12 protein-coding genes are annotated in these 12,138 nt (G+C 68.6%); 10 read left to right on the forward strand and 2 right to left on the reverse strand.

All coding sequences use genetic code 11. From position 1 onward, the window contains the following. Nucleotides 1-150: 150 nt before the first annotated feature. From ACZ7CH_RS17565 to ACZ7CH_RS17605, 9 genes are all read left to right on the forward strand, one after another. The gene (locus ACZ7CH_RS17565) at nt 151-1,473 is read left to right on the forward strand and encodes a lytic transglycosylase domain-containing protein (protein ID WP_470374450.1); all 1,323 of its coding nucleotides are present in this window, start codon (nt 151-153) and stop codon (nt 1,471-1,473) included. Between the two features lie 104 nt (nt 1,474-1,577). Further along, the gene (locus ACZ7CH_RS17570) at nt 1,578-2,135 is read left to right on the forward strand and encodes a GNAT family N-acetyltransferase (RefSeq protein ID WP_360385912.1); all 558 of its coding nucleotides are present in this window, start codon (nt 1,578-1,580) and stop codon (nt 2,133-2,135) included. Between the two features lie 49 nt (nt 2,136-2,184). After that, complete coding sequence (locus ACZ7CH_RS17575) at nt 2,185-2,736, forward strand: GNAT family N-acetyltransferase (RefSeq protein WP_360385914.1); 552 nt, start codon at nt 2,185-2,187, stop codon at nt 2,734-2,736. A 3-nt stretch (nt 2,737-2,739) separates the two neighbouring features. After that, entirely contained in the window at nt 2,740-3,687 is a 948-nt protein-coding gene (locus ACZ7CH_RS17580) for a Ppx/GppA phosphatase family protein (RefSeq protein ID WP_458429429.1), read from the forward strand. Between the two features lie 170 nt (nt 3,688-3,857). After that, nucleotides 3,858-5,477 (forward strand): peptide ABC transporter substrate-binding protein, encoded by a 1,620-nt coding sequence (locus ACZ7CH_RS17585; RefSeq protein ID WP_360385918.1) that lies wholly within the window; start codon nt 3,858-3,860, stop codon nt 5,475-5,477. A 122-nt stretch (nt 5,478-5,599) separates the two neighbouring features. Next, a complete protein-coding gene (locus ACZ7CH_RS17590; RefSeq protein ID WP_360385920.1) occupies nt 5,600-6,529 on the forward strand; it encodes an ABC transporter permease in 930 nt (309 codons plus the stop codon). Further along, nucleotides 6,522-7,496 carry an ABC transporter permease gene (locus tag ACZ7CH_RS17595; RefSeq protein ID WP_360385922.1) on the forward strand — a complete coding sequence of 325 codons (975 nt, stop codon included), beginning with the start codon at nt 6,522-6,524 and terminating at the stop codon, nt 7,494-7,496. The genes ACZ7CH_RS17590 and ACZ7CH_RS17595 overlap by 8 nt, the downstream gene beginning before the upstream one ends. 10 nt (nt 7,497-7,506) lie before the next feature. After that, nucleotides 7,507-8,493, forward strand: coding sequence for an ABC transporter ATP-binding protein (locus tag ACZ7CH_RS17600; protein WP_360385924.1), 987 nt, complete (start codon nt 7,507-7,509; stop codon nt 8,491-8,493). Continuing rightward, a complete protein-coding gene (locus ACZ7CH_RS17605) occupies nt 8,486-9,481 on the forward strand; it encodes an ABC transporter ATP-binding protein (protein WP_360385926.1) in 996 nt (331 codons plus the stop codon). Before ACZ7CH_RS17600 ends, ACZ7CH_RS17605 begins: the two co-directional genes overlap by 8 nt. Nucleotides 9,482-9,580: 99 nt before the next feature. Here ACZ7CH_RS17605 and ACZ7CH_RS17610 read toward each other — a convergent pair whose 3' ends face one another. Further along, nucleotides 9,581-10,009: a GNAT family N-acetyltransferase gene (locus tag ACZ7CH_RS17610; RefSeq protein ID WP_458429427.1), complete on the reverse strand. Its 429-nt coding sequence runs from the start codon at nt 10,007-10,009 to the stop codon at nt 9,581-9,583. After that, on the reverse strand, nt 10,006-11,463 hold the full coding sequence (locus ACZ7CH_RS17615; protein WP_360385930.1) for a S10 family peptidase: 1,458 nt from the start codon (nt 11,461-11,463) through the stop codon (nt 10,006-10,008). The genes ACZ7CH_RS17610 and ACZ7CH_RS17615 overlap by 4 nt, the downstream gene beginning before the upstream one ends. Between ACZ7CH_RS17615 and ACZ7CH_RS17620 the strand changes: the two genes are divergently transcribed. Then, entirely contained in the window at nt 11,419-12,126 is a 708-nt protein-coding gene (locus tag ACZ7CH_RS17620) for a uracil-DNA glycosylase (protein WP_470374451.1), read from the forward strand. The genes ACZ7CH_RS17615 and ACZ7CH_RS17620 overlap by 45 nt on opposite strands. The last annotated feature ends 12 nt before the right edge of the window (nt 12,127-12,138 follow it).

Raw genomic sequence — 12,138 nt, forward strand, 5'->3', positions numbered from 1 at the left:
GTCAACGGAACCGAACAGGCGCTTCACTCCGTCTTGGGTACACCTGGGCTCGCGAGTGAGGCAGGCTGGGACCAGGGCAGCGAGGGGGCGCACGCCGTAACTGTCGGACGGCGCGCCGCGATGACGCACGAGAGGTGAGTATTCGTGGCAATGGCCAAACTGCGCGGTCCCGCGGCCCTGTCAGCCCGTCACAAGGGCTTCGCCGTGGCCGCACTGGCTGCCATGCTCGCGCCGGCGCTGATCGTGGGCACCAGGCTGGTCGACTGGGTCAACCTCTCCAAGCACACCGACATCGCGGTCTCCCTGGGCCCTGCCGACGTCTTCGGCGCCCTGCGGCGCGACCCGTCCGAGCTGGGCGCGACCGGCCGCCTGCCGTTGTCCGACGAGCTCAGCGCCGCGCTGCTGCTCGACCTGGAGGACGGCGACCTCGACGACCTCGACAACGACCCCGGCGTCATCGAGGACTTCCCCGGCGACCACGGCATCCCCGGCGTCGTGCTGGAGGCGTACCTGCGCGCCGAGGACAAGATGGCCACCATGGTCCCCGGCTGCAACCTCGACTGGGCCCTGCTCGCGGGCATCGGCAAGGTCGAGTCGAACCACGCCAACAACGGCCGCGTCAACGCCATCGGCGACGCCACCCCGAAGATCCTCGGCCCGGTCCTCAACGGCGCCCCCGGCATGGCCGCCATCCGCGACACCGACGGGGGCCGCCTCGACGGCGACGCCACCTGGGACCGCGCCGTCGGCCCCATGCAGTTCATCCCCGGCACCTGGGCGGGCTACAGCGCCGACGGCAACGACGACGGCGTCATCAACCCGAACAACGTCTACGACGCCGCCCTCGGCGCCGGCCGCTACCTCTGCGCGGGCGGCGGCGACCTGTCCCAGCCCTCCGCCCGCTCGGCCGCGATCTTCCGCTACAACAACTCGAACTCCTACGTCCGCACGGTCCTGCAGTGGGCCAAGCAGTACACCGACAACGTCGACACGCTGCCCCTGCTCCCCGACACCGGCAACAACGTGCAGAACCCGACGCCGGGCAACTCCGGTGACCCCGGCAACTCCGGGAACCCGGGCAACCCCAGCACGTCGACCCCGCCGCCGTCGTCGTCCTCGAACCCGTCGACCCCGCCGTCGTCCTCGAACCCGTGCACGCCGCCGCCGACGACCTCTTCTTCCGCGCCCTCGTCGTCCACGCCGCCGTCCTCCTCGTCCGCGCCGTCGTGCCCGCCGTCCTCCTCGACGCCGCCGTCGTCCTCCTCGTCCACCCCGCCCTCGTCCTCGAACCCGCCCGCCCAGGAACCGTCGAACCCGCCGGCCGGGTCGTCGAGCCAGTCGCAGGGGACGACCACGCGGGTGGAGCCGACGACGACCGTCGAGCCGACCACTGCGGTGACGACGACGGCAGCGGCCAGCAGTGTCGTGCCGACCACGGGGGCGAGCGGTCCGGTCATGAGCACGACGACCTGATCCGTTGTCCGCTCGGCCCTCGTGCTGCGCGCCCGGAGCGGGACTGACCTTCGTCACACCGCGATCCGCCCTGCACCGCCCGTGTCCCTTGGCAAGGTGTGACCGTGCGCCCTGACTACCCGATCAAGACCGACCGCCTCCTCCTGCGCCCCTTCACCCCGGCGGACCTCGACGACTACGCGGCTTACCGCACCGATCCCGAGGTCAACCGCTACCTCCTCACCGTGGTGACCGACCGCGCCGGGACCTCCGAGCTGCTCGCCAGGAAGGCCGCCCAGACCGAGCTGACCGGCGACGGCCAGGGGCTCTCCCTCGCCGTGCACTGGCCGGAGGCGGGGCGGGTGGTCGGCGACGTCGTCCTCAAGTGGCTGAGCGAGGAGCACCGGCAGGGCGAGATCGGGTACGTCTTCAACCCCGAGTTCCAGGGCAGGGGACTCGCGGGCGAGGCGGCGGGGGCGTTGCTGCGGTTCGGGTTCGAGGAGCTCGGGCTGCACCGGGTCATCGCCAGGGCCGCCCCGGGCAACGAGGCGTCGTGGCGGGTGATGGAACGGCTCGGGATGCGCAGGGAGGCCCACTACCGGCAGAACAGGGTGGTCAAGGGGGAGTGGGCCGACCTCTACACCTACGCGGTGCTCGCACAGGAGTGGCGGGCACGCCGCTGACACCGGAAAACCAGGAGGCACCGCCGGTGTTCCTTGGCAAGGTGTGACCGTGCGCCCTGACTACCCGATCAAGACCGACCGCCTCCTCCTGCGCCCCTTCACCCCCGCGGACCTCGACGACGTCCACGCCTACCGCCGCCTGCCCGAGGTCGCCCGCTACCTCTACGACGAGGCACTGACCCGCGACGAGACCGCGGAGAAGCTGCTCAGGTGGTCGGCCATGGACGAGCTCACCGGGGACGGCCAGTCGCTCGCCCTCGCCGCCGTGCTCGACGGCACGGTCATCGGCGAGGTCGACATCAAGTGGCTGAGCCGGGAGCACGCGCAGGGGGAGCTGGGGTACATCTTCAACCCCGAGTTCCAGGGCAGGGGGTACGCGCGGGAGGCGGCCGAGCAGATGCTCCACCTCGCCTTCGAGCAGGTGCGGCTGCACCGGGTGATCGCGCAGTGCGACCCGCGCAACGAGCCGTCGTGGCGGTTGATGGAACGGCTCGGGATGCGCAGGGAGGCGCACTTCCGGCAGAACGAGGTCTTCAAGGGCGAGTGGGGTGACCTCTTCGTCTACGCCATGCTTGCCGAAGAACACCGAAACGAGGAGTGAGCCATGGCGCGGGTTGCCGCCGTCGACTGCGGGACCAACTCGATCCGGCTGCTGGTCGCTGACGTGACCACGCGGGACGACGGCACGGTGTGGCTGCGGGACGTGCACCGCGAGATGCAGGTCGTCCGGCTCGGGCAGGGGGTCGACGCCACGGGGCGGCTGCACCCCGACGCGATCAAGCGCACGAAGGACGCCCTGCTGGACTACGCGCGCACGATGCAGCGCAAGGGCGTGGAGCGCGTGCGGATGGTGGCCACGAGTGCCACGCGGGACGCGAGCAACCGGGACGACTTCTTCGGCATGACCGAGGAGGTGCTCGGGGCGCCGGCGGAGGTGATCTCCGGGGACGAGGAGGCGCGGCTGTCCTACCTCGGCGCGGTCGCCGACCTAGACCCGGACGGGGGACCCTTCCTCGTCACCGATCTGGGTGGTGGCAGCACCGAGTTCGTCCTCGGCAGCGGTGCGGAGGTCGAGGCGGCGCGGTCGATGGACATCGGTTGCGTGCGGCTGACCGAGCGGTTCCTCCACTCCGACCCGCCCGAGAAGGGCGAGGTCGACAAGGCGGAAGCGTTTGCGCGCGAGCAGGTCCAATTGGCCTTCGAAACAGTTCCGGTCGAGAAGACGCGCACGTGGATCGGCGTTGCCGGAACGGTCACGACGTTGTCCGCCCTGGTCCAGGGGTTGGCGGTGTACAACAGCGACGAAATCCACCTCTCCCGCATCACACTTGACAATGTTCGTGAAATCACTGACAGTGTTCTCTCCATGACGCATGATGAACGGGCCGGGTTGGGACCCATGCATCCCGGCCGGGTGGACGTCATCTGCGGTGGAGCGATCGTTCTGCGCGCGATTGCCGAGGAGCTGCACAATCGCGCGGGAACTGACGTGCTCGTTTGCAGTGAGCACGACATCCTCGACGGCATCGCGTTTTCGCTGGTCCAGCGCTGAATTAAGGTCGACTTGAGACGATCGTGACGAGTTTGTGACCGGTTTCAGTGCGCGTACTCCTGGACACCCCGGTTAACGTCCTCTCACGTTTTGGGAGGTGGACGAGACCTCCCGGGGAGGCGTGCGCCCGCACCACTTGCGGCGCCGCCGGGAATAGGCGGGAGAGATTGATGTCGCGATCACGGGTTGCGTGGGTGGCTCTGCCGGCCGCGCTGGCCATGACGCTCAGCGCGTGCGGCGGGGGTGGCGGTTCGTCCACCTCCGAGGGCAAGGAGAACCCCGAAGGCACGGTGTCCATCTACGGCACCGAGCCCAAGAGCACGCTGTTCCCGGCCAACACGACCGAGGCCGGTGGCTCCAAGGTCACCGAGGCCCTGTTCGCGCGCCTCGTGGACTACGCGCCGGAGGACGGCAAGCCCACCAACCTCATGGCGGAGTCGATCGAGTCGACCGACGCCAAGGTCTACACCGTCAAGATCAAGCAGGGCTGGAAGTTCCACGACGGGACCGAGGTCAAGGCGAAGAACTTCGTCGACGGCTGGAACTGGTCGGCCAACGCGAACAACGCGCAGCAGGCCGCCTCGTTCTTCTCGGTCATCCAGGGCTTCAAGGACGTGCACCCGGCTGACGAGGCCGCGAAGCCGACCGCCGACAAGATGTCCGGCCTCGAGGTCGTCAGCGACTACGAGTTCAAGGTCACGCTCAACGCGCCGACCTCGGTCTTCACCACCATGGTCGGCTACCTGCCGTTCTCGCCGCTGCCGGACGCGTTCTTCGCGGACCCCAAGGCGTTCGAGGCCAAGCCGATCGGCAACGGCCCGCTGAAGTTCGTCTCGCGCACGCCGAACTCGCTCATCAAGCTCGACCGCTTCGACGACTACAAGGGCGAGAAGGTCCACTTCAAGACCCTCGACATCAAGATCTACTCCAGCCAGGAGACCGCCTACCAGGACCTGGTGGCCGGCAAGCTGGACTTCATGGAGGCCCTGCCCCCGTCGGCCAAGGTCGGCGAGAAGTACAAGGCGGACCTCGGTGACCAGGTCCTGACCGCGAACCTGCTGGGCCAGAGCGCGATCGCCCTGCCGTACTACGTCCCGGCGTTCAAGGACAACGTGAAGCTCCGCCAGGCCATCTCCATGGCCATCAACCGCGAGCAGATCACCAAGACCGTCCTCGCCGGCTCCTTCACGCCGTCCGACGGCTGGGTCTCGCCCGGCATCAACGGCTACCGCAAGGGCGTCTGCGGCGAGTACTGCACGTACAACCCGGAGAAGGCGAAGCAGCTCCTGCAGGAGTCCGGCTTCACCGGCAAGCTGACCATCCAGTCCAACCAGGACGGTGGCCGCAAGGAGCCGCTCGAGGCGGCCTGCAACAGCATCAAGCAGGCGCTGGGCGTGGAGTGCGAGTTCGTCGGTGCCACCAACTTCGGTGCGTTCCGCCAGATCGTCGACGGCAAGCAGCTGACCGGCATGAGCCGTTCCGACTGGTCTGCCGACTACCCGTCGATCGAGAACTTCCTCAACCCGCTGTACCGCACCGGTGGTTCGTCCAACGACTCGAACTACTCGAGCCCGGTGGTCGACAAGCTCCTGGAGCAGGCCGACGGCACCGCGGACGAGGCCGCCGCGATCAAGCTGTACCAGCAGGCGGAGGACCAGATCGCGAAGGACATGCCGTCCATCCCGACCTGGAACGAGAAGGGCATCGGCGGTCGTTCGAAGAACCTGCTCGCCGCCAAGCTGACCTTCAAGCGTGACGCCGACCTCGCGTCGTTCCGCGTCAAGGGCTGACAGCCGAACACCCGTTGTGAGCAGCTAGCACGATCCGGCCTCGCGTCCACTGAGCGTCACGGGCGCGGGGCCGGAGCGGTGTTCAGGCTCAGACGCCCCCCACCACGCAAGGAGCCGACCTCATGGGTCGCTATGTGCTGCGCCGTCTGCTGCAGCTGATACCGGTCTTCCTGGGGACCACCTTCCTGATCTACGCCCTCGTCTGGGCGATTCCGCAGGACCCGTTCGCCGGCAAGTGCGGCCAGCGTCCGTGCGACCCGTCCTACGTCGCCGAGATGAGCGAGAAGCTCAACCTGAACGACCCGCTGGTCGTCCAGTACTTCAAGTACCTGGGCAACCTGGTCGTCGGTGACTTCGGCACCACCTTCAACGGCGTGTCCGTCGGCGAGCAGATCGCCACCTCGTGGCCCATCACGCTGAAGATGGGCATCATCGCGCTGATCATCGAGGCGGTCATCGGCATCATCGCCGGTGTCCTCACCGGTCTGCGCAAGTCCGGCTTCCTGGACAACCTGGTCCTGATCTCGACGCTGTTCCTGATCTCGCTGCCGGTGTTCGTCACCGGTTTCGTGCTGCGCCTGTACCTCGGCCCGCAGGGCTTCGACTTCATGGACACCTCGGTCAGCTCCGACCCGACGTTCGGTGAGCTGATCCTGCCCGGCTTCGTGCTCGGCAGCCTCTCGATGGCCTACGTCGCCCGCCTGAGCCGCAGCAGCATCGTGGAGAACCGCCGGTCCGACTACGTGCGCACCGCGATCGCCAAGGGCCAGCCCCAGTCCCGCGTCGTCGGCGTCCACCTGCTGCGCAACTCGCTGATCCCGGTGATCACGTTCCTCGGCACCGACCTCGGCAGCCTCATGGGTGGCGCGATCGTCACCGAGGGCGTCTTCAACATCAACGGCATCGGCGGCCTGATCTTCCGCGGCATCCAGGAGAAGGAAGGCGTCATGGTCACGGGCATCGTGACCCTGCTGGTGCTCGTGTACCTGCTGATGAGCCTGCTCGTCGACCTCCTGTACGCCGTTCTCGACCCGAGGATTCGCTATGAGTGACCCAGGATCCGTGTCCGGTGGAGCCGGACTCGAGGCGTCCGCGGCGGCCGGTGTCGACCAGCTCAGCCACGTCGACGACTCGTCGCAGAAGCAGCGCAAGCCCCGCTCGCTCTGGAGCGACGCGTGGGGCGAGCTGCGGCGCAAGCCCACGTTCATCATCTCGCTGGTCATCATCGCGGTCGTCGTGCTGATGGCGATCTGGCCGACGCTGTTCACGTCGGTCGACCCGCGCGCGGCGAACCTCGACAAGTCGCTGGCGCCGCCGTCGGGTGACGCCTGGTTCGGCTACGACCTGCAGGGCTACGACGTCTACGCCCGTGCCATGCACGGCGCCCGCGCGTCGCTGCTCGTCGGCATCTTCGCGACCCTGCTGACCGTGCTGATCGGTTCGACCGTCGGCATCATCGCCGGGTACGCGAAGACCTGGATCGACAGCGTGCTGTCCCGGTTCGCCGACATCTTCGCCGGCATCCCGTTCGTGCTCGGCGCGATCGTCATCCTGACCACGCTGAACGCCCCGACCGAGAACCCCGGTGTGGTCAAGATCGTCACGCAGGTGGTGCTCTCGATCGCGGTGCTGTCGTGGCCGGTCGCGATGCGCATCATGCGGTCCGCGACGCTCGTGGCCAAGCAGCAGGACTACGTCAAGGCGGCCCGCGGTCTCGGCGCCTCGCCGATCCGCATCGTGTTCCGGCACCTGCTGCCGAACACGGTCGCGCCGGTGCTCGTGTACGCGACGATCGCGCTGGGTGCCTTCATCGGCGCCGAGGCGACGCTCGCGTTCCTCGGCATCGGCCTGCGCCCGCCGGTCGTGTCGTGGGGCGTGATGATCTCGGAGTCCCGCGACTACTTCCAGGCGGCACCGCACATGCTGCTGTTCCCCGCGGGCTTCGTGACGATCACCGTCCTGGCCTTCGTCATGCTCGGCGACGCCGTGCGCGACGCACTCGACCCCAAGTCCCGATAGGGGAGATCTCGTGACTCAGCCACTGCTGGAGGTCGAGGATCTCCACGTGGAATTCCGCACCCGCGACGGTGTCGCGAAGGTGCTCAACGGCGTGTCCTACCACGTCTCCGCCGGCGAGACCCTGGCCGTGCTGGGGGAGTCCGGTTCCGGCAAGTCCGTGACCGCCCAGACCATCATGGGCATCCTGGACATGCCGCCGGCGTTCATCACCAACGGCACCATCAAGTTCCGCGGCGAGGACCTGCTGACCAAGTCGGCGGAGGACCGCAGGCAGGTCCGCGGCGAGGGCATCGCCATGATCTTCCAGGACGCCCTCTCCGCGCTGAACCCGGTCTTCACCGTCGGGTTCCAGATCGAGGAGCAGCTCAAGGTCCGCCGCGGCATGTCCAAGGCGGACGCCCGCAAGCGCGCCGTCGAGCTGCTCGACCAGGTCAAGATCCCGAACGCCAAGGGACGGGTCAACGACTACCCGCACCAGTTCTCCGGCGGCATGCGGCAGCGCGCGATGATCGCGATGTCGCTCGCGCTCGACCCGGAGCTGCTGATCGCGGACGAGCCCACGACCGCACTGGACGTCACGGTGCAGGCCCAGATCATGGACCTGCTCGCGGAGATCCAGAAGGAACGCGACATGGGCATGATCCTGATCACCCACGACCTCGGCGTCGTCGCCGACGTCGCGGACCGGATCTCGGTCATGTACGCGGGCCGCATCGTCGAGCACGCCGACGTCTACGAGCTGTTCCGCGCGCCGGGGCACCCGTACACCGAGTCGCTGCTCGAGTCCCTGCCCCGCGTGGACCTGCGCGGCCAGGAGCTGAAGACGATCAAGGGTCTGCCGCCGTCGCTGACCAACATCCCGCCCGGCTGCCCGTTCAACCCGCGCTGCCCGCGCGCGTTCGACCGGTGCGTCACCGAGGTCCCCGCCGTGCACAACCTCGGCATGGGCCGCACCAGCCGGTGCCACATCGCGGAGGAGGTCGTCGCTCGTGGCTGAGCCGATCCTCGAGGTGGAGAACCTCGTCAAGCACTTCCCGGTCCGCGTCGGCGTGCTGTTCAAGCGCACCGTGGGCCACGTCAAGGCCGTCGACGGCGTCTCGTTCTCGCTCGGCAAGGGCGAGACCCTGGGCGTCGTGGGCGAGTCCGGCTGCGGCAAGTCCACGCTGGCCCAGGTGCTGATGCGCCTGGAACCGCCGACGTCGGGCATCGCGCGCTTCGAGGGCCGCGACATCTTCGGCATGAAGGGCGCGGAGCTGCGCAAGCTGCGCCGCGACATCCAGATCGTGCTGCAGGACCCGTACACGTCGCTGAACCCGCGCATGACGGTCGGCGACATCGTCGGTGAGCCCTACGAGATCCACACCGAGGTCGCGCCCAAGGGCGACCGGCAGCGGAAGGTCCAGGAGCTCCTGGAGATCGTGGGCCTCAACCCGGAGCACATCAACCGGTACCCGCACCAGTTCTCCGGCGGCCAGCGCCAGCGCATCGGCATCGCGCGAGCACTGGCGCTGAAGCCCAAGGTGATCGTGTGCGACGAGCCGGTGTCCGCGCTCGACGTGTCGATCCAGGCGCAGGTCATGAACCTGCTGGGCGACCTCCAGCAGGAGATGGGCCTGTCGTACGTGTTCATCGCGCACGACCTGTCCGTCGTGCGGCACCTGTCGGACCGCGTCGCGGTGATGTACCTCGGCAAGATCGTGGAGATCGGCACCGAGGAGCAGATCTACGAGCACCCGACGCACCCGTACACGCAGGCGCTGCTGTCCGCGGTGCCGGTGCCGGACCCGACCCAGCGCGGCCGGCGCGACGTCATCCGGTTGACCGGTGACGTGCCGTCGCCGATCGACCCGCCGTCGGGCTGCCGGTTCCGCACGCGGTGCTGGAAGGCGCAGGACATCTGCGCCACCGAGGTGCCCGAGCTCGTCACGCGGGTCGCGAACCACCCGTCGGCCTGCCACTTCGCCGAGGAGCGCGCGGTCGTCTGACCGTCGTTCCCAGGTGCACGCGGGGAGCTTTCGTACTCTTCTGGGGTACGGGGGCTCCCCGCGTGCGTTTCTGGGGTACGGGGTCTCCCCGCGTGCGCTTCAGGGCCGGGCGAGGTGGGTGATCGACACGCCGGGGGCGACCTCGTGCGTGCCGGTTTCGACGAAACCGCGGCCGCGGTACAGGCGCAGGGCGGGCTCGTTGCGGGTGCCGGTGCTGACCGACTGCGGCCCCTCCGGCAACGCGTCGAGCAGCTTCGTCGCGATGCCGCGGCGGTGCGCCCGCGGGTGCACGACCAGCCGGTGGATGTCCACGGTGGACCCGTCGAGCACGTAGGACACCGCGCCCGCGAGACCTTCGCCGTCGTACAGCCCGAGGAACGTCTCACCGCACGCGCGCAGCTCGTCGAGCGACTCGTGCAGCGGCGGGATGCCGTCGAAGCCGATCAGCTCGGCCTCGACGGCGTACGCCAGCCGTTGCACCGTCCACAGCTCGCGCAGGACGGTGTCGTCGGTCAGGTCCAGGATCACGTGTTCGACGAGTTCCGGACGAACGCGGCCAGGTCCTCCGACTGCTGGATGCGGCTGGGCTCGTGCACGTACATCATGTGGCCGGCCGGGTAGTAGGCCGACTCGATGTTCGCGGTGAGCTCCTTCGGGATCTGCAGGTGCGCGATCAGGTGCTCGGCGGCGAAGTACGGCGTGGCGCCGTCGTACCAGCCGAACGCCACGTGCACCTTCAGGTGCGGGTTCGAGCGCATCGCGGCCGAGAGCTTGCCCGCCGTGGTGACGTGCCGGCCCTCGAACTCCTTGTAGGACCACTGCTCGATGACCCGCGAGAGCACCTCGTAGGGCAGGTCGCTGGAGTAGCCCAGCTCGGCGTGCAGGTAGTGGTTGAGCACCGCCGCGTACGGGCCGAGGATGGCGTCGATGGACGGGTCCGCGGAGATCTCCTCGCGGCCGTAGTCCTTGTCCCACCCGGTGAACCTGGCGTCGATGCGGCCGACGGTCTTGCGGTCCTTGCGCAGCAGCTCGGTGAAGAACCGGATGTGCTCGATGCGCAGGTCGACCGCGTCCACGTACTCCTCGGACAGGCCGGTGAGGTGCGCGATCCTGCTGATCGCCGCCGCGCGCTCGTGGTCGGGCAGGCGGTTGCCGCGGGCCAGCGCGTACGGGTAGTCGCGCGAGGCGAACTCCTCGGCCTCGGCGAGCACCTCCTTGAGCGGCCGGTCGCCGTGCAGGCCGTGGTAGTGCGCGATGGCCGCGTACGTCGGCAGGTAGAGCGCGTAGGCCAGGTCGTGGCCCTCGTTGAACTGCAGCGTCGCGAAGTCCAGCACCGACGAGATCAGCATGAGCCCGTTGAGGTACATGCCGTGCTTCTTCTGCAGGTGCTCGGCCAGCCCTGCCGCCCGCAACGTGCCGTACGACTCGCCGCACAGGAACTTCGGCGACATCCACCGCCCGTTGCGCGCGGTCCACAGCCGGATGATCTCCGCGATGGAGTCGATGTCCGGCTGGTAGCCGTGGTAGTCGCCCGGCTTCTGCCCCTCCGCAGCCCGCGAGTAGCCCGTCGACACCGGGTCGATGAACACCAGGTCGCTCTCGGCGAGCAACGTCTCCTCGTTGTCCGCGATGCCGTACGGCGGCGGCGTGAGGTTGCCGACGTCGCCCGACAGCACCCGGCGCGGTCCGAGGAGACCCATGTGCAGCCACACGCTGGCACTGCCGGGACCACCGTTGAACGCGAACGTGACCGGCCGCTTCAACGGGTCGGCGCCGTCCAGCGTGTAGGCGGTCAGGAACACCTCCGCCTTCGGCTTGTGACCCTCGAAGACGCCGTCCTTGAGCACCTCCTCCCTGAGCACGACACGCCCGGTGGTGGCGGTGTAGTTCAGCTCCCGGCCCTTGACGGTGGTGCTGTGCTGGGTGGTGACCAGATCATCGGCAGGAGATACTGGCTTCTCTTCGGTCTTCTCCTCGGACATGGGAGCAACACTACGGAACTCGACGATCGAATAACGTCCTGTCGAGCGTGCCCGCGCCTGGTCGCCTGGCGCGAAACCGCCGCGCGCACCAAACGCGCCGCCTTCCGCGACCAGGTCTACTGGGGCCGCCCGGTCCCCGGCTTCGGCCCGATGGACGCCTCCGTCCTCATCGTCGGCCTGGCCCCCGCGGCCCACGGCGGCAACCGCACGGGCCGCATGTTCACCGGCGACGCGTCCGGCGACTTCCTGTTCCGCGCGCTGTACGAGGTGGGCTTCGCCTCCCAGCCCACCAGCACCTCCCGTGACGACGGCCTGGAGCTCCACGGCCTGCGGATGGCCTCCCCGGTGCGGTGCGCGCCGCCGGAGAACAAGCCGACGACGGAGGAACGCGACCGGTGCCTGCCGTACCTGCGGGAGGAGATGGCGCTGCTGCCGAACCTGCGTTCCGTCGTGGTGCTGGGCGGGTTCGGGTGGAAGGCGTTCCTGCCGTTGGTGGGTGGCCCGCCGGTGAAGTTCGGGCACGGGGTGGAGGTGGAGGCCGGTGGGGTGCGCGTGTTCGGGTGCTACCACGTGTCGCCGCACAACACCTACACCGGACGGTTGACGCAGGAGATGCTGCAAGGGCTGCTGCTGCGGGCCAAGGAGCACGCGAGGCTGAGCTGACCAGCCGGACGT

Source organism: Lentzea sp. NPDC037011 (assembly GCF_055607425.1).